Origin of the sequence: Dehalobacter sp. DCM (assembly GCF_024972775.1) — a bacterium.
Classification (GTDB): Bacteria; Bacillota; Desulfitobacteriia; order Desulfitobacteriales; family Syntrophobotulaceae; genus Dehalobacter.
In genome coordinates, this window is sequence record NZ_CP092282.1 from 2,371,891 (window position 1) to 2,390,959 (window position 19,069).

14 protein-coding genes are annotated in these 19,069 nt (G+C 46.8%); 13 read left to right on the forward strand and 1 reads right to left on the reverse strand.

The features are described 5' to 3' along the window. Nucleotides 1–87: 87 nt before the first annotated feature. The 11 genes from LPY66_RS10950 (at nucleotide 88) to LPY66_RS11000 (ending at nucleotide 15,550) form a co-directional block, all read left to right on the forward strand. Entirely contained in the window at nucleotides 88–1,242 is a 1,155-nt protein-coding gene (locus LPY66_RS10950) for an exonuclease SbcCD subunit D (protein ID WP_337984375.1), read from the forward strand. Beyond that, entirely contained in the window at nucleotides 1,239–4,544 is a 3,306-nt protein-coding gene (locus tag LPY66_RS10955; RefSeq protein ID WP_337984376.1) for an AAA family ATPase, read from the forward strand. The genes LPY66_RS10950 and LPY66_RS10955 overlap by 4 nt, the downstream gene beginning before the upstream one ends. Before the next feature lie 185 nt (nucleotides 4,545–4,729). After that, on the forward strand, nucleotides 4,730–6,586 hold the full coding sequence (gene iorA / locus LPY66_RS10960; protein WP_337984377.1) for an indolepyruvate ferredoxin oxidoreductase subunit alpha: 1,857 nt from the start codon (nucleotides 4,730–4,732) through the stop codon (nucleotides 6,584–6,586). After that, nucleotides 6,586–7,185, forward strand: coding sequence for an indolepyruvate oxidoreductase subunit beta (locus LPY66_RS10965; RefSeq protein WP_337988072.1), 600 nt, complete (start codon nucleotides 6,586–6,588; stop codon nucleotides 7,183–7,185). The genes iorA and LPY66_RS10965 overlap by 1 nt, the downstream gene beginning before the upstream one ends. After that, nucleotides 7,182–8,420, forward strand: coding sequence for a phenylacetate--CoA ligase family protein (locus LPY66_RS10970; RefSeq protein WP_337984378.1), 1,239 nt, complete (start codon nucleotides 7,182–7,184; stop codon nucleotides 8,418–8,420). Before LPY66_RS10965 ends, LPY66_RS10970 begins: the two co-directional genes overlap by 4 nt. A 130-nt stretch (nucleotides 8,421–8,550) precedes the next feature. Further along, nucleotides 8,551–10,188, forward strand: a complete 1,638-nt coding sequence (locus LPY66_RS10975; RefSeq protein WP_337984379.1) for a class I adenylate-forming enzyme family protein — start codon at nucleotides 8,551–8,553, stop codon at nucleotides 10,186–10,188. A 154-nt stretch (nucleotides 10,189–10,342) separates the two neighbouring features. After that, nucleotides 10,343–11,224 carry a hypothetical protein gene (locus tag LPY66_RS10980; RefSeq protein ID WP_337984380.1) on the forward strand — a complete coding sequence of 294 codons (882 nt, stop codon included), beginning with the start codon at nucleotides 10,343–10,345 and terminating at the stop codon, nucleotides 11,222–11,224. 125 nt (nucleotides 11,225–11,349) lie between these two features. Next, nucleotides 11,350–12,522 (forward strand): DNA polymerase IV, encoded by a 1,173-nt coding sequence (dinB, locus tag LPY66_RS10985; protein ID WP_337984381.1) that lies wholly within the window; start codon nucleotides 11,350–11,352, stop codon nucleotides 12,520–12,522. Between the two features lie 144 nt (nucleotides 12,523–12,666). Then, nucleotides 12,667–12,930, forward strand: coding sequence for a hypothetical protein (locus LPY66_RS10990; RefSeq protein ID WP_337984382.1), 264 nt, complete (start codon nucleotides 12,667–12,669; stop codon nucleotides 12,928–12,930). A gap of 125 nt (nucleotides 12,931–13,055) precedes the next feature. Further along, nucleotides 13,056–14,501, forward strand: a complete 1,446-nt coding sequence (locus tag LPY66_RS10995; RefSeq protein ID WP_337988073.1) for a DEAD/DEAH box helicase — start codon at nucleotides 13,056–13,058, stop codon at nucleotides 14,499–14,501. 113 nt (nucleotides 14,502–14,614) lie between these two features. Next, nucleotides 14,615–15,550, forward strand: a complete 936-nt coding sequence (locus LPY66_RS11000) for a chemotaxis protein (protein ID WP_337984383.1) — start codon at nucleotides 14,615–14,617, stop codon at nucleotides 15,548–15,550. A 163-nt stretch (nucleotides 15,551–15,713) separates the two neighbouring features. Here the strand turns inward: LPY66_RS11000 and LPY66_RS11005 are convergent, their stop codons facing one another. Beyond that, nucleotides 15,714–16,115 (reverse strand): GerW family sporulation protein, encoded by a 402-nt coding sequence (locus LPY66_RS11005; protein ID WP_337984384.1) that lies wholly within the window; start codon nucleotides 16,113–16,115, stop codon nucleotides 15,714–15,716. Between the two features lie 268 nt (nucleotides 16,116–16,383). On the opposite strand from LPY66_RS11005, the gene LPY66_RS11010 reads away from it, so the two are divergent. Together LPY66_RS11010 and LPY66_RS11015 are read left to right on the forward strand one after the other, a co-directional pair. Beyond that, nucleotides 16,384–17,163, forward strand: a complete 780-nt coding sequence (locus tag LPY66_RS11010) for an ABC transporter ATP-binding protein (protein WP_337984385.1) — start codon at nucleotides 16,384–16,386, stop codon at nucleotides 17,161–17,163. Further along, the gene (locus LPY66_RS11015; RefSeq protein ID WP_337984386.1) at nucleotides 17,163–19,025 is read left to right on the forward strand and encodes a putative ABC transporter permease subunit; all 1,863 of its coding nucleotides are present in this window, start codon (nucleotides 17,163–17,165) and stop codon (nucleotides 19,023–19,025) included. Before LPY66_RS11010 ends, LPY66_RS11015 begins: the two co-directional genes overlap by 1 nt. Nucleotides 19,026–19,069: the final 44 nt, after the last annotated feature.

Sequence of the window (19,069 nt, forward strand, 5' to 3'; positions counted from 1 at the left end):
GCGTGTTGAATTAAAGGACGATAGGGATATTCTGAAATGGGATAACCATAATCGCGCATATACACTGTAAAGGAGTAAGCGGATATTATGAAGCTGCTGCACACCGCCGATCTGCATATAGGCAAGCGTGTCAACGAATTCAGCATGCTGGATGATCAAGAATACATACTGCTGGATATTCTACGGATCATCGATGAGACCAAACCCGAGGGCATCCTGCTCGCCGGGGATATCTATGATAAAAGCGTACCACCCGGCGAAGCTGTCGATGTGCTCGATGAGTTTCTGACCGGGCTTGTGGAACGGCGTCTTCAAGTCTTTGTGGTCAGCGGCAATCATGACTCGCCGGAACGTTTGAATTTCGGCAGCCGCATCCTGCAAAAGGCCGGGCTGCATATCGCCGGCACATTTGACGGAAAGTTGAAGAAGATAACCTTGAATGATGCTTATGGGCCGGTCCATATCTACTTGCTGCCATTTATTAAACCGGCGCAGGTCCAGGCGTATTATCCCGAAGAAAGTATTGCGTCGTATACAAAGGCTGTCCAAACAGTCCTGGATCAGGCGCAGATTGATACGCAGGAACGCAACGTCTTAGTCTGTCATCAATTTATCACGAGCGGCACGGAACAGCCGGAACGGTCAGAATCGGAAACGGTGGCGCTGGGAGGGCTGGATAACGTCGATGCTGCTGTCTTTACTGCCTTTGATTATGTTGCGTTGGGTCACCTGCATGGGCCGCAGCGAATTGGGGCAGAGACGATTCGGTATTCCGGATCGCCGCTGAAATATTCCTTTTCGGAGGCACGTCAGCATAAATCCCTCACTTTGCTGGAATTGCATGAAAAAGGAACCGTGAGCATAGAAAAAATACCGCTGCAAGCACGGCGTGATCTGCGCGAAATCAAAGGGCCGCTGGCTGAACTGCTTTCAATTGGCGACACCGAGAGTAATTCATCCGAAGATTATATCCGGGCGATACTCACCGATGACAATGAGATCTATGATGCGATCGGGCAACTACGTCAAGTCTATCCCAATGTGATGCGTTTGGATTTTGAAAACAGTCGCAACCGCCAGACTGCAGACTCCCGAACCGCCGCTTCAGGGGATATCACCCGCGTAATGCCGCTTGAGCTATTTAAAGAATTCTATGCAAAACAGAATAATAGTGAAATGACAGAGGAACAGCAGGCAATCATGAACAGGATCATCGAGCAGGCCGGAGGTGCGCGGCAATGAAACCATTACATGTTGTGATGAGTGCCTTCGGACCGTATGCCGGAACAATCGAGGTACCCCTCGCTCAACTGGGAGATCAGGGACTCTTTTTGATCACCGGGGATACGGGTGCAGGTAAAACAACGCTCTTTGATGCCATTGCTTTTGCCTTATTTGACGGTGCCAGCGGTTCCGTACGCACCGTCGATACCCTGCGCAGCGATTTTGCCGGTCCGGAGATAAAAACGTTTGTCGAAGTATCCTTTTCCCATAAAGGACAGCTCTATAAAGTAACCCGTAACCCGAAATACGAACGTCCGAAAAAAAGCGGTACAGGCGTCACCATGGAAAGCGCCGATGCCACACTTATTTTGCCTGACGGCAGTGTCGTATCCGGCAACACCAAGGTCACAGAAAAAATCAACCAACTCCTCGGCATCGACTTCAAGCAGTTCAAACAAATTGCCATGATCGCCCAAGGGGAGTTCTTGAAAATGCTCCTGGCGGAAAGCACGGAACGGGCAGGAATCTTCCGCAAAGTATTCAATACAGACATTTATCTGATGATACAGGATGAATTAAAGCGGCAAGAAAAAGAACTTAAAAAACAATGCGAAGAAAAAACTCAAGGCATTTTGCAGCATTTAGACGGTATTCAGTACCGGCCGGACACGAAGGAAAACGAAAGTCCTGCGATTTGTGATCATGCCGAAGTTGCGGCAGCAGAAGATCAAGAACAAGAAAGCAATCACGAACTAGGTCAAGACGTTTATAAGGCTCAAAACGACGATTACGATAAGAATATAGACAAGCAGATCGTTGATCAGTTGGTTGAACCCTACAGAGACATTGCTCAATTAACGGCCAGCCGCAGCATCCATAATACGGAGAAAATTATTCATTTGCTGAATGAGGCCAATGGACTGGAAGAGGGTTATTATTCCATGATCCGGGAGCAAGCGGATATGTTGTCCCAAGCCATGCTGGCCAAGGTCTCTCAACTGACCGAAGCAGAGTTTATCAACCAGTTATTCGCTGAGCTTCACGCCGCCCAAAACGCAATGGCTATGCTTTTAGCGAAAAAGGAGCAGATGAATCAGGATGACGTGCGTTCCAAATCTGCAGAAAAAGCGCTGCATAAGGTCAAACCGGCGGAGGATGCTTATCGGCGGGAGGAGAAAGCCTGCCGCGACCTCAAACAGCAAATGAAAGAGCTGCAGGAGTCTATTCTTCAGCTTAAACCCAAAACAGAAACATATCAGGTTTTATGGCAGAGCGAACAACAAAAAGATCCCCTCCGGGATAAACTGACGGCGCAGATCGCGCAAATCCGTCGGGAACTGCCGAACTACAAGCGAGTGGAAGACCTTAAAAAAGGGCAGGGGCAGTTAACCCGGGAACTGGAAAAAGCCGAACAGGATCTGGCAGATATGCGGCATAAAAAAGAAACGGACAGTTTACGTCTGGAAGATCTTCGCCAGGAAGCTGAGGCCTTGAGTGACGCTGAAGCTCGTCTGCTGGCGTGTAAAAATGCGTTGGACCGTTTGGCAATACGTGAAAATGATTTAAATGGTTTGGCTGGGCATATCTACACCATCGAGCAGCTGCAGCATGAATACAGCGTGCTGCACGACGACTACGTTCGGTCAGAAAACGCCTATACCGTCATCGCTGAGGAATATCTTGGGAAAGAAACTGCTTTTTGGCGTGACCAGGCCGGACTTATCGCCCGGAGCCTCCGGGACGGTTCGCCCTGTCCGGTCTGCGGTTCACGGGAACACCCTCAAAAAGCGGTGATCACAGCAGATGCCCCGACGGAAGCAGAGCTGAAAGAATTGAAAGCCAACAAAGAGGCAAAACAGCGGCTCCGGGAGCAAGCAAGCAAAAATGCCGGGATGAAGAAAGCCCAAATCGAGAATTCCGAAGGGCATGTGCTCGCCTCGGCTTACAAGCTGTTCCAGGAGCGGACGCCTAAAGCTATCCCATCATTAGCCCAGCTGGTCCAGAATGAACAGGCTATGGTCTTAGCCGCAAAAGAAAACGAAATAGCGTTACACGCCATCCAGTTGAGCCGGAACAAACGCCGGCAGGAAGGCAGCGTGCAAATTCGGTCACTGGAAGATTTACTGAAGCAAACGGAAGCGGCTATCGCTCAAATGACGGAACAGCGCGGGACGTTGGCCCAACGGGTCAGTGCGGGGAGCAAAGAATTGGAAACCCTGCAGGCTGCTTTAGCCTATCCTTCCATCGAAATAGCTGACCAGATGATTCAAAAGCTGTCAGGCAAACTCAATGATTTGAAAGCGGCTCTGCAAAAAGCAGATAAGGACTATCACAGCGCGAAAGAGCTGTTGGATACACTGATTGGACGATATCATGTCCAGGAAGAAAGCATTAATAAGCTATCGGCTGAATGCGAACGGACGTTTGCGGAATATACAGCGGCGTACACGGAAGCGGGTTTTCCGGATGAAGACACGTATCATGCCGCTTTGCTGCCGGAAGTGATGCTCCAGCGTTTAAAAGAAAGCATCACGGCTTACGGTGAAGCCTGCCGGAAGACGGAAGCGGATATCCTCCGGCTCCAGGAAAACACACGAAACAAGAAACCTCAGGCCACAGACCGGATCATCGAAGAGCAAAACGCGCTTCAATCAAAAAAACAGGACTGTGACGACACGATGCAAGCGGTGGCGATTCGGCTGCAAAACAACAGCCATATTGTGCGAGTGGTCACCGAAGCAGAAAAAGCCCGGAAGAAACTCGAAGCTGACTATATCGTTGTCAGTCAACTGGCCAAAACAGCTAACGGAGAAATATCCGGAAAGCAAAAGCTGGCCTTCGAGCAATATGTTCAAGCGTCTTATTTTAACCAAATCATTGCCGAAGCCAATAAACGGCTTGGGGTTATGTCCAACCGCCGCTATGAACTGCTGCGCAGAGAAAACGCGGCCGATAACCGGTCGCAATCCGGGTTGGATTTGGATGTCCTGGATAATTACACCGGTAAGATCCGTCCGGTTAAATCCCTTTCCGGTGGCGAATCCTTTAAAGCCTCGCTGGCGCTGGCTCTCGGATTATCCGATGTCATCCAAAGCTATGCCGGCGGCGTCGAAATTGACACCCTGTTTATTGATGAAGGCTTTGGATCGCTGGATTCCGAATCACTGGAACAAGCCATCACGGTCCTGCATGATCTGACTTCCGGCAATCGCTTGGTCGGGATCATTTCCCATGTGAGTGAACTGAAAGAGCGCATCGATAAAAAAATTGTGATTCGGAAAGGCATGACCGGAAGTACGGTCGAACTTCTTCCTGTTTAGCGTTGACTTCTTTATAGGAATACAATTATACTTAAATGTATTGTTTTACATCGTTGTTTCATACTTTAAGGTCATTACAATTATTGGACTTAAAAACCAAAATTCATCAAGGGATGTTTACAAGCTTGTCTTGATTGGAGAGACAAGCTTTGAGTACGTTACATGACAGAAATGGAGGAAAGAGCATGGTACAGTCACTCGTGATGGGGAACGAAGCCATTGCCCTCGGTGCGGTTCGCGCGGGTGTGGGGGTTGTCACCGGATATCCCGGAACACCTTCTACTGAAATATTAGAAACCATCGCCCATAAAAATCCCGGCGATATTTATGTCGAATGGTCCGTCAACGAAAAGTCGGCCCTCGAAGTTGCGGCAGGGGCCGCCTATGCCAGTGTCCGATCTTTGGTGACAATGAAACAGGTGGGCTTAAATGTGGCTTCTGATCCGTTAATGAGCCTTGCCTATATTGGTATCGAGGGCGGCATGGTTGTGGTCGTTGCCGATGATCCCGGACCAATCTCTTCCCAGACAGAGCAGGATACCCGGCACTTTGCCCAATTTGCTAAACTGCCGGTCTTTGATCCTTCGTCACCGGATGAAGCTTACACCATGATCGGCGATGCTTTTGCCTATTCGGAAAAGTATAAGACCCCCGTCTTATTCCGGCCGACGACACGGGTTTGTCATGGCAGTGCCTCCATCGATCTCGACGATAAACGCGTGTGTGATCATCAAGGGGGGCGCTTTATCAAAGATCCCAAGTGGGTCATTTTTCCCAAGCTTTCCTATGAGAAACATTTAGCGATCGAAGCCCGCCGTCCCATTTTGGAGGAAGTCTTTTCCGCCTATCCCTTTAACACGCTTACCGGCAGCGGTAAAAAAGGTATTGCCGCCGGCGGTATCAGCTATGCCTACGCGCAGGAATATCTCAGCACGATTGAAAATAGTGATTATAAATTATTGAAAGTAGCGACGCCTTATCCGTTTCCGGCAGCAATGGCTTTGGATTTTCTGTCCGGGTTGGATGAGGTCCTTGTCTTGGAAGAGCTGGATCCTGTCATTGAGAGAGAGCTGACCTATTTATGCGGCAAACACCATTTACCTGTCAACATATACGGCAAGCTGAGCGGACATACCCCGCAAGCGGGGGAGAACAGTGTTGAGATAGTCAGCGCCGCGCTGGCGGAATTTCTGGAATTGAAAAACGACCAAAAGGATATTACCCCTGCGAATTCAACAGAAAATAGGATGCCTGGCAATATGCCACCAGCCATTGAACTGCCTGTATTGCCGGAATTACCCGTAAGACCACCGGTACTGTGTGCGGGGTGTCCGCACCGTGCGTCGTTTTATGCGGTCAAGCAAGCCATGAAAGGAAAGAAAGCCGTATTCTCCGGTGATATCGGATGTTATACCCTGGGCAATGCCAAGCCCCTCGATATGGTTGACACCTGTTTATGTATGGGAGCAGGTATTACCATCGCCCAAGGTCTGCACCGGGCGGAACCGGACACGGTCAATTTTGCCTTTATCGGGGACTCTACCTTTTTCCATACGGGCATACCCGGCGTGATTAACGCAGTCTATAACGAAACGGATATCGTCCTGATCATCCTGGATAATGCCACGACGGCGATGACCGGCCACCAGCCGCATCCCGGCATTGGGAAGACGATGATGGGAAATATCTCCGAGAAGATAAGCATACCGAACGTCCTGAAAGCGTTAGGCGTCAAACATGTCACTATCTGTGATCCACTGGATATCCAATCGGCTGCGGAAACAGTGAAACAAGCTGCTGAGGTTCGGGGGGTGTCGGCTGTTGTCTTTGAGTCGCCCTGTATCGCCAATTTTAAACCAACCCGGTCTTATTGTGTTGATACAGAAAAATGTACAGGCTGCAAACGTTGTATTAAAGAATTAGGCTGTCCGGCCATGAGTATGGCCGACGGCAAAGCACGGATCGATCTGTCGCTATGCTACGGGTGCTCCCTTTGTACACAGATCTGCAACCTGAACGCGATCGGAGGTGGCGCGCGATGATGAACATCATTTTAGCGGGGGTCGGCGGACAGGGCACTGTACTCGCCTCGAAGCTGATCGCACAGGCGGCAATGCACAAAGGGTATCCTGTCCGAACCGCTGAGACAATTGGTATGGCTCAGCGCGGCGGCTGTGTCTTCAGCCATGTGAGGATTGGAGACGCGGTTTATTCGCCGTTGGTACCCAAACAGACAGCGGATGTGATCATTGGCTTTGAACCGGCGGAAGCGGTACGGGCTTTGCCGTATTTAAAACCCCAGGGAACGATTATTGTCAGTCAGAAGGCGATAAAACCGGTAACAGCGTCGCTTGGGGCATCCGGTTATGACGGCTCAGAAATGCTTGCTTATTTATTGCAGCACTATCCAAAGGGTTATGTTGTTGACGGCGAGGCGATTTGTGCCGTCTGCGGATCGTCGAAGGTCTTAAACATCGCTTTACTTGGTGCAGCGACTGCCAGCGGGGTCCTGGGATTATCTCTTGCGGAGATGGAAGATGCCATTAAGGCTATTATGCCGGTTAAGCTTGTTGCGATGAATATGAAAGCTCTGAGCGAAGGGGCTGCAACAATAGAAAAGAAAGAGGAAGCGATACGATGAAACGGATGACGGAAATTCAGTTTAAGGCCATCAAGGAAAATCTGGCTAAGCTGATGACAATGGAGGACGGGTTTTATCATAAGAAATTTGCCGGCCTGAATAGGGATACTATTCAGAGTCAGGAAGATTTTGAGAAGCTGCCGTTTACCAACAAGGATGATTTGCGCGAAGCCTATCCTCTGGGCTTACAAGCCGTTCCCGACAGCGAAATAGTCCGGATCCATTCATCCTCCGGAACAACAGGCACTCCGGTTATCATTCCGTATACTAAGCAGGATATTGAGGACTGGGCCCTGATGTTTAAACGCTGTTACGAAGCAGCCGGCCTGACCAATTTAGACCGTGTTCATGTGACACCGGGGTATGGTCTCTGGACAGCCGGTATTGGTTTCCAGGCTGGTGCGGAGCTGCTCGGAGCCATGGTCATCCCCATGGGACCCGGTAATACTGATAAACAAATCCAGATGATGGTTGATTTGCAAAGCACTGTTTTATGTGCTACCTCATCGTATGCGTTGTTGCTGGCGGAGGAAATTGCCAAGAGGGGCATACGTGATAAGATACATCTGCGTAAAGGAGTCATCGGCTCTGAACGTTGGGGTGAAAAAATGCGCAAACGGATTGCCAATGAACTGGGTGTCCAATTATACGATATCTATGGCTTAACAGAAATTTACGGACCGGGAATTGGAATGAGCTGCGATTTTGAGTGCGGAATGCATTATTGGGATGATTATTTTTACTTCGAAATCATCGATCCACAAACGGGTGAGCCGGTTCCCGACGGGGAAATCGGAGAACTGGTCATTACCACGCTGAGGAAACAGGGTGCACCGCTCATTCGCTACCGAACCCATGACCTGACCCGCTTCATCCCCGGCGAATGCGCCTGCGGAATGACCTATCCCCGTATTGATATTATTCTCGGTCGTACAGATGATATGATTAAAGTCAAGGGTGTGAACATTTTCCCGGGACAGATCGATGAACTACTGAAGGAAATCGAAGGTGCCAGCAGTGAGTACCAGGTTATGATCGATCATTTAAACGGTAAAGATATCCTGACGTTGTTCTTTGAGACCGATCCGGGTTATGATAAAAAACAGGTGGAACACGCTGTCAAACAAAAGTATAAATTGAAAATCGGGATTACAATCGTTCCCAAAGCGGTTGCCATCGGCGAGCTGCCGCGCAGTGAAAAAAAATCCACGCGTATTTTTGACAATCGCTATTAACAAGATTCCCGTTTTTGATTATAATTAATAGCTGAATATGGTTGCCATAGAACGTGGTGAGAATATCATCACAAATTAATACATCATCAAAAATTTAATTGTTGAAAGGTAGAACGGGAGGATAGGGAATATGCCCATTACGGAGATTTTAGCGCGCAATGCGGAACAGTATGGTAGAGAAAAATGTCTGACCGAGATTAACTTGGATCTGCAAGAAAGTCATAATGTGACCTGGCGGGAATATGATCTGATTGAGAATAATCCGGCGGGTGAATATAGGCTGAATATGACCTGGGGTGTCTTTGATGAAAAGGCCAACCGCTTTGCCAACCTTCTCATTAAAAGAGGCATAAAAAAGGGCGATAAAGTTGCGATTCTTTTAATGAATTGCCTGGAATGGCTGCCCATTTACTTTGGCATCTTAAAAGCCGGCGCGGTGGCTGTACCGCTGAATTTTCGCTATACCGCGGAGGAAATCAAATACTGTCTGGAACTTTCCGATACAGTCGCATTGATCTTCGGGCCCGAATTTATCGGTCGCGTTGAAACGATCGTTGAGCGGATTCCCAAGGTTAAAACGCTGTTTTTTACGGGAGAGAACCGCCCGACCTTTGCCGAAAACTACGACCGCCTGGCAGCGAACAGTTCTTCAGAAGCACCGAATGTGAGGTTAGCCGATGACGATGATGCTGCCGTCTATTTTTCCTCAGGTACGACGGGATTTCCTAAAGCCATCCTGCATACACATCGCAGTTTGATGTCAGCCTGTATTACAGAGCAAAACCACCATCATCAAACCCGTGACGATAATTTTCTCTGTATTCCGCCGTTATATCATACAGGCGCGAAGATGCACTGGTTCGGCAGTTTGCTTTCCGGCAGTAAAGCCGTTATTTTGCGCGGCGTCAAGCCGGAATGGATACTCCGGACGATTTCCGAAGAAAAGATAACTATCGCTTGGCTGCTCGTGCCCTGGGCACAGGATATCCTGGATGCGATTGACAGTGGTACTGTCAAATTGGAGGACTACGAACTTTCCCAGTGGCGCTTGATGCATATTGGTGCCCAGCCCGTGCCGCCCAGTCTGATTAGGCGCTGGAAGCATTATTTCCCGAATCATCAATATGATACAAATTACGGATTGAGCGAATCCATCGGTCCCGGCTGTGTCCATCTGGGAGTCGAGAATATCCATAAAGTCGGAGCCATCGGCGTACCCGGTTATGGGTGGGAAACGAAAATCGCCGATGAGAATGGCGAACCAGTTCCGCCGGGACAGGTCGGCGAACTGATGGTCAAAGGGCCCGGCGTGATGACATGTTATTATAATGATCCTGCGGCGACGGCAGCGGTACTTAAAGACGGTTGGCTGTTGACTGGCGATATGGCCCGTATCGATGACGAGGGGTTCATTTATCTGGTTGATCGAAAAAAAGATGTCATCATCAGCGGCGGTGAAAATATTTATCCCGTACAAATTGAAGATTTTCTCAGGGCGCATACGGCAATTAAAGATGTTGCCGTCATCGGCTTGCCTGATCCACGTTTGGGGGAAATTGCCGCAGCGATCATTGAGCTTAAACCAGATCATACCTGCACCGAGGAAGATATCATGGCTTTTTGTTCCGAAATGCCGCGTTATAAACGCCCGCGCAAAATAATCTTTGATCAGGTTCCGCGCAATCCAACCGGCAAGATCGAGAAACCACGCATGCGCGAAAAATACGGGGCAGCAAGTTTGGTTGCCGCTCAAACCGGGGCTAAATAACGAATACTATCTCAATATCCAGCTGTAAAAATAATGTTGCGATATAACCTTGCGGTGAACCCTATAGAGGAGGATTTATACCCTTGAAGTCGAATGAACAACTGCCGCGATGCCACGGATGGCAAGGATATTTAATTGAAGCGGAGGGAACGCGATGGAAAAAGGTAATAAAAAACAGGTCCGACTTATTCTTGCTTCCGGATTTATCCTAATAATCGCTTTGCTTATCAGCTCCTGCGGAAAAGCAAATGATAACAATCCTCCTCAACATGCGATTACCCAACCTTCGCCGGATTTTACACCGGGTAATGCCTTTGCGCCGGAAGGGTTAGCGGTGATCGAGGGTACGAACATCGCCGACAGTGTTCGCGGGGATATGAACAGTGACGGCAACCCTGAAGAGATTATTCTTACCGGTGTACTCCAAGAGGCCGTGGATCCTTTATTGCATGATGTTAAAATAACCGTTAAAGACGGAAAGACGGGTAACTTTGCCACCGCCTCCATCGGACCGGATAATGTCGGGTATGAGCCAAAATTATTCATTGGATCGTTCACAGGAGCTGAAAGCAACGAATTATTTGTTTCCGTTACCACCGGGGGCAGCGGCGGGATTGTTGTCTATAGCCTGCTGCATTATGTGGATGGCCAAATCAGTCCGGTAATTACCCAGTCGGATTTGAATGACGGACTGCCCTTGACCTTAACCTGCAGCGATGGATTCAAACTGACAGCCGAAGACAAGGGTACGGGTTACACGGCGCAGATTGATTTGAGCAAAGGGACCGACGATTATGTTGCTATGAATATTTATGATCAAAAAGGCAAACTTGTAGGCGACCCCAATATCCTGTTGGACGGCTATAGTTTAATGGAGGCCATCGATGTCAACGGGGATGGATTACTTGAACTTCAAGGAACTCAGGCCATTTCTGTTGGTGCTCACGCGAATCAAGTTGCCCGAGCCGAGTCCGTGTGGTCAGTGAAAGACGGTAAGCTTCAACTTCTGGAAGAGAAAGTGACACCAGTAAATTAATTCCACCTGCTCGATGTGATCTTTTCAAATTGTTTTGAATGAAGAACAATTTGAGGAACTGGCTAGATACCTTGCTACGTTCTGCTCATATTAATATCGGATGACGTTCGTGATATAATCAGGATATGAATAAACACTGTAATAACCGAAAAATCGTGCATATCGATATGGATGCCTTTTACGCTTCTGTGGAACAGCGGGATGAGCCGACACTCAAGGGGAAGCCGGTCGTTGTCGGAGGCAGACCCAACAGCAGAGGCGTTGTTTCTGCTGCCTCCTATGAAGCGCGCCGCTTTGGTATTCACTCGGCAATGCCGTTGACGGAGGCTCATCGTCGCTGCCCGCAAGCTGTATTCCTTCCGGTCAACATGCGTAAATACAGCGAAGTATCACTGCAAATTAGGGAAATATTCCAGACGTACACGCCGCTAGTCGAGCCATTGTCTCTGGATGAAGCTTTTTTGGATGTGACAGGGTCCATCACCTTATTTGGTTCTGCCGAGGAAATTGCCGCTGTGATTAAACGCCGGATACGTGACGAGCTTCAATTGACAGCATCGGTTGGCGTTGCCTGCAATAAATTTCTGGCTAAGATCGCTTCCGATTTGCGTAAACCGGATGGGTTTGTTGTCGTACCACCCGATAAAATAAAGGAATTCTTAGATCCTTTAAAAGTAGAACGGGTGTGGGGAGTCGGCAAAAAAACTGCGGAACAACTCCATCAAATGGGAGTAAAAACGGTCAAAGACCTGCGTGCACTTGAGTTAAATACCTTAACAAGGCTTTTCGGGATTATGGGTGAACAGTTGTATGAACTGGCCAGAGGCATGGACGATCGTCCGGTGGAAACAGAAAGGGCAGCGAAATCGATAGGCCGGGAAACGACATTTCCCACCGATATTGACGATAGAGACGTCTTAGAAAAAGTTTTGCTCGAGCTGGCCCTTGATGTTGGTAGAAGGCTGCGGCGTGACGATTTAAAGGCGAGAACGATAACCTTGAAAGTGCGGTACCATGATTTTCGCACATTGTCCCGTTCAGTGACGTTGCCTCAAGCAACTAATCTGGATGATGTGATTTATGGTGAAACCGCTGCTTTGTTGCGGGCACTGTCGCTGAAGCAGCCGTTAAGACTGATCGGTATCGCGCTGCATAATCTGACAGATCAGCCCGAGCAGCTTTCCTTGTTCGGCGAATCCCAAAAAGAAAAAGAGACATTGACCAAGGTCATCGACAATGTCAACCAGAAATACGGAAAAAGCGCGATTACCAGAGCCCGGCTTATAAAAAATAATTAATTATACATTGACAACAGATAGAATAATCTATATAATTATTTGCGGAGAATTTTACTGATATATGATTTTATGAAAGTTAAATCGGATATATTTTTGTATAACTCCTTATTTATCGATGTGAAATAGAAAGAGGTTATTTTTTTTATGCGTATTTGGACTGAACTTAACAAATTATGTTCTGATGTTGAGAAGCTTGCAGCCTGTGACTTACATGGTGTGGCAAAAGAGAACAAATTGACCGCCCTGAAAAATGAAATTGCGGTTATCCTTCGGATTTTATTCGGAGAAAACTCCAGAGAAGTAAAGGTAATCAGACAAACGACGTCAACGGCAACTATTATCAAGGTCATCAAGCATCTTGACAGCAGAAGAGTTAACGATGTTGATACGATGGCTGTGAATATGTAATGTATTAGGTCTCATTCGCTTAAACATGGTATACTCTCCTTATGCAACCAGATTTGATTATCTGCTTGCGCTAAGGAGAGTATTTTCATTTGTGTTTAGAGAAAACTAGAAAGATGGGATCGGTCATGGCGGACACTTCGTTTAATAATTATCCATTAAGTCCTGCTTTACTTAAAGCGATCACCTTACTTGGTTATCACCAGCCAACCAGAGTACAACAGGAAGTTATTCCTTTGATATTGGCACAGAAAGATGTTGTCATCAAATCACAGACAGGCAGCGGGAAGACAGCAGCTTATGCGATACCGGTTTGCGAGTGTGTCGATTGGGAACAGAATAAACCCCAGGCGTTAATCATAGCGCCAACCCGTGAATTAGCGATACAGATAAAGGATGATGTATTTCAGATAGGTCGTTTCAAACGCATCAAAGTGGCGGCAGTTCATGGCAAGTCGTCGTTCTATCACCAGGAAAGGGAACTTAAACAAAAAACACATATGGTGATAGGGACCCCAGGGCGTTTAATTGACCATATCGAAAAAGGAACATTGGATACCTCAAATATTCGCTATCTTGTTATCGATGAAGCTGATGAGCTCCTGAAAATGGGTTTCCTGGAGCAGACGGCAACGATTATCCACGCTTTGCCCGAGCGCCGCGTCACTGTCTTATTGTCAGCAACGATGCCCGCAGATATCTTAAGTTTATGTATGAGTGAAATGAAAGACCCAATCCGGGTGGACATCCACGAAGAGAGTCAGGTCACGGATCGGATCATTCAAGAGAGATATGCCGTGATTCCTCAAGGAAAAATAAAACTCCTGAAAGAAGTTATTATCGTCGAAAATCCGGATAGCTGTATGATATTCTGCAATACCCGGCATCAAGTGGACGAAGTGTATGCCGAGTTAAAAGCATTGAATTACTCTTGTGCTAAACTACATGGCGGTATGGAACAGGGACATCGACTCAGTGTCATGAAGGATTATAAGCAGGGGTTTTTCCGCTATCTGATCGCTACGGATGTCGCGGCGCGGGGAATTGATGTTGATGATATTTCGCTGGTAATCAATTATGACTTACCGGAAGAAGATGAGAATTATGTGCACCGAATCGGACGAACCGGGCGCCTCGATAAGTACGGAAAAGCGATTACGTTTGTCACCGACGAAGATGAAAGGCGTTGGCTGGAGATAGACTCCTATCTCGGTAAGGCTGTCCCATTAAAAGAGAGACCTTCCAAGGAGTGTGTTAGGGAAGCAGAAGCCGAGTTTTCGGCGAAACTGCTGCTTGTTCCGGAAAGTAAATCCGGCAAAGGAGAATCGTTAAACGCTGAGATAGTTAAGCTGCATATCAATGCCGGAAAGAAATCTAAAATGCGTCCTGTTGATATTGTCGGTACGATAAGCAATATTCCAGGGATGTCCGCCTCGGATATCGGCATTATTAGTATCCAAGATGTTTCTGCCTATGTCGAGATATTAAATAATAAAGGGGACTTAGTGCTTGAAACACTGCAGTCAACACCGATCAAAGGCAAACTCCGCAGGGTGAGAAAGGTAAGGCATTAGAAAATAGTATAAAATAGGATGTATCGTACGCAGCTTGAAGGATTCTCTATTTTTTTATCGAAAATATAAGAATAAACACCAATTATAAGATTTACTAACTTTAGGAGACAAATATGCAAAAAGATAACGGAATTTTACTGGAATCAGGAACGAATGAGTTTGAGATCATTGAATTTCTGGTTGACGGAAGGTGCTATGGCATTAATGTTGCTAAAGTCAGAGAAGTGATCAGTCATGTCAAGATCACCCCAGTTATTGGTTCCCATCACTATATTGATGGTATATTTTCCTTACGTGATCAGATTATTCCTGTGATTAATTTGTCCAGGTGTCTGGAGCATAATTTTGGAACTCTTGACGGTGAAGAATCAGCATCGTTAACCGGGGAACAGCAAGAGAAGCAAATTATTGTATGTGAAATAAATGGAGATATTATTAGCTTTAATGTCAATTTTGTCAATCAGATTCATAAAGTCTCATGGACTCAGATGGAGCCGGTATCGAGTTTAGCCGGTTCACAAATGACGGTTGGCATTGTTAAGCTTAATGAAAAAATGATAGTATTGCTGGATTTCGAAAAAATAATATCGGATATTGACCCTTCGGTGAATCAACGGTTATCAGTTATTCCTGCTGCTTCAGGATTGGAAGACATTCGGCGCACAAAAACGATCGTGATAGCCGAAGACTCGTTTACCTTGAGGATGCTCCTGGAGAGAACGCTCCAAACGGCCGGCTATCATGTTTTGTCCAATGAAAATGGAGAGGAAGCCTGGAATAAGTTAACGGAGATGGTCTCTTTAGCAGAACCGATTCTGAAACAGGTACAGTTAGTCATCACGGATATTGAGATGCCTCAAATGGATGGACATCACTTAACCAAAAGGATAAAAGAGCACCCGCAGTTAAAGGAACTCCCCGTCGTTATTTTCTCCTCAATGATCAATCCGGAGTTAAAAAGAAAAGGCGAGATGCTCGGTGCTTATGCCCAAATTACCAAGCCGGAGATCGAGCAGCTTATTGGAATCATCGATCAATGCATACTCTAATTTATTCTAATTTACCCCAAACCTAATTGAAAAAATGTGGTGCCGCCAGACAATAATTAATTAGTATGGGGACACCACATTTTTTTTATTGAATATGATTACCTTATTTGAATTATAAATAATCTTCTCTTGAGATTCTTGATGCCAGCTAATTTAGACCTGTTTAGTTTGGATGTATTTCTATTCGGACTTCTTCCGTGTCGCTTGTTTCCTTATATTCTTTTGTTTTCTCAATAATATCCGGGATAATTTCAATGAGCTTATCAAGCCCTTTACTTTGCTTGATGTGAAGCAGTTCAACATGCCCTTCTTGTATAACGAGCACAGCTGACGGGGATATACGACCGCCGCTGCCCGCGCCGCCGACAGTGCCGTTATCATGATATTTTTGCCCGGTATTGCCATTGCCGCCGCTGCCCATGCCAAAGGTTATATCAATAAAAGGCACAAGGGTTATTTCCCCAATTTTTATCGGTTCACCGATCACCGTCTTGGTTTGGAAAAAGTTTTCCAGTTTAGCAAGAATCGCATTGAGGTTTTCACCCACGTTATAATTTTCAAGCATCTAAATAAACTCCTTTATTAATTATAAGGTTAAAAGCTCCTTATGTGTTGATTTTTTCCTAACTGGATTCTTTTTAGTCAAATAATAGAATTTATTGGTTATTTCATTTTTCAAACCGCTTGTTGGGGTATTCTTTAATCAAAAATTAAGGTTCCGGTACGAGAATATCAATGTCCTTTGGCAATTAATGGTGCTGATCATACGATGCTATTGATTTGACAGGGAAAGGAAAAATATTAACCTTATAGAGACGAAGGGGAGAAATCAAATGGAGGAAGTATTAATAAAGACCACAAACTTAGTGAAACGGTATGGATCTGTATCCGTCGTCGATCATCTGAATTTAGAAATTAAAGCCGGTGAAATATATGGATTCTTGGGGCCAAATGGTGCGGGAAAAACCACAACGATTAAAATGCTGACCGGCTTACTCGATCCCAGTGAGGGAACCGTGGCGATCTGCGGGTACAGTATGAAAAAACAACCGGCACAGGCTAAAGGCATGATTGCATATGTTCCGGATCAGCCGAAACTGTACAATAAACTAACCGCTCGCGAATTTCTTCACCTCATGGCGGCTCTTTATCGGGTGCCGAAAGAAATAGCCAGACAACGAACCGAGGATTTGCTCGGACTATTTGAGATGAGACACCGCGGTGACGAACTACTGGAAGGGTATTCCCACGGTATGCGGCAAAAGATTGTCCTGGCGGCGGCGATGATCCATCAACCACGCGTCATCCTGTTGGATGAACCGACGGTAGGACTTGATCCGGCGAGTGCCCGTTTATTGAAAGATATCCTGCAGGATATGGCCAGGCAGGGGGTCGCTGTTTTTGTATCAACGCATATTCTGGAGATCGCAGAACGGATGTGTCACCGGGTCGGTATACTCATGAAGGGGTCTCTCATCGCCCAGGGCAGTCCGGATGAATTGCGGCGTCAGACAGGTCACGGCGGGGAAAGCCTGGAGGACATATTCTTGGAGTTGACAGGGGATAGTGAAAATGCGGCACTGATTGACAGTTTAAAGGAGGACGCGTTCTGATGAGACTGATCCTTCCGCCTCCGTTAAAAACACCACTGCGTGAACAGTCTATGCTCAAAGATTTTCGGTTATTGCTTGGAAGCCAACTGCGCGTTTACCGAAACAAATTAAAACACACACCAAAGAGAACATTGATCGGCATGGCCGTCATGACCCTGTTTATCGTATTATTTTTCCTCTCCTTCGCTTTTATGGCGAAGAATTTTCTGGAAAACATACCTTATGACATGGTGCAGGGATTTTTGTCGTTAGTGTTTATGATCGGTATAGCCACCCAGATGTTTTTCGGGATAGCGGCAGCGTTTGCTGCGCTGTATATGACGGATGATTTAGAGCTTTTGTTTATGACCCCGATCCCGATCAAAGTCATCTTTATCGTTAAATCGCTGTCGGTGTTTGTGACAAATCTATTACCCGTGATTTTGTTTATATTTATGCCCGGTGTTATCTGCGGACTGACCCATAACGCGGGAGGATTTTATTATCTGCTGCTGTTATTATCGGGTTTAGCCTTGTGGATAATCGGTACGGCCCTCGCCATGCTTGTCAATTTATTGGTGATGAGTATCGTGCCGCCTCATCGCAGTAAAGAAGCCATTGGTTTTATTGCGGCGATGTCCGGCGTTTTGATTGCCTTGATTTTTCAAATTCCCAGCCTGTTTCTAGCCAACCAAGGGAGTATTGAAATAGGGTCTTGGTTAAACGGACAGGAATCGCTGATACATATCATGAGCTTTTTCCCCTGGGGATGGGGCTCACTGTCGCTCACCCATGGCCTTGCCGGGAATATAGGCGGAGGCATCGGCTGGAGCCTGCTGATGATCCTGCTCGGTGTGGGCATGTTTCAGTTAGCCCTTGTACTTTTAGATCGCGGTTTTCGGCGAGGTTATATTGCCGTGAGTCAAGGGGAAGGACCCCGACGTCGTAAAGCACGCCACACAACTCCTACCGCTTACAAAGAGAATGAGCAACATCCGCGAACATCTCTTTCTATGCTGGAAGGAACAGCTGCACAGACGTCGTCGTTAGTCGGGATGTGGGCGATAGCTAAAAAGGACTTGCTGGCAATGAAACGGGATACCCGAGAATGGTTTAACATCCTTGTCCCTCTTATTATCATGGCTTTCTTCATACTTCAGTTTATTTATTCACCGAATCCCAATGGCAGTCAATATACCGTGATTACCGTTCTTATCATGTACACGATTATGTTCAGCGGCAATTTAGCCTTGCAGGCCTTCGGTAAAGAAGCTGAATCGGAATGGCTGTTAAACAGCGTCCCCCTTGCGGGGTGGCCAATTGTCTGGGGAAAATTGATTGCTGTCGTTTTGCCCACACTTCTTTTAATGGAGGCATTGCTCGTAGGGACATCGGTGGCTATCGGCTTGTCACCAGGATTTATCATCCTCTTGGCATTCGCTGCTTTCCTGATCAGTATGGGATCCAGCGCCATCGGACTATTTTACTCGATTACTAATTGTCGGTATAACCCCGATAATCCGAAGATGCGGATATCTCCGGGAGCAACCATGATCATGTATTTGATCAATTTGTTCTTTATTCTTTTGTTAGCCGTTAGCCTTTGTTACTTTTTCCCGCCGGCGGAGTTGGTGTTGCTTATTCAAGGGTTACCGACACCAACGTTACATGCTCAAATCGGTTCGGTCATCGGTTATGTGCTCTATTTTCTCAGCCGTCCCGTGTTATGGCCGGCAGTTTGGCGAATTGTCCTGGGTATTTTGCTGACAGTGGGGATATGGTCGCTGATATTTTTCAGCTTTATGGCTGCCACTGTGAGGCAAAGCCGAAAGGGATTTCATGTGCAGATCGTCACTAGTCAAAAGAGAAATATTAAATTATAATCAATAAATAAACGAAATAATAAGGCTTTACAGGTAAGGGAGCA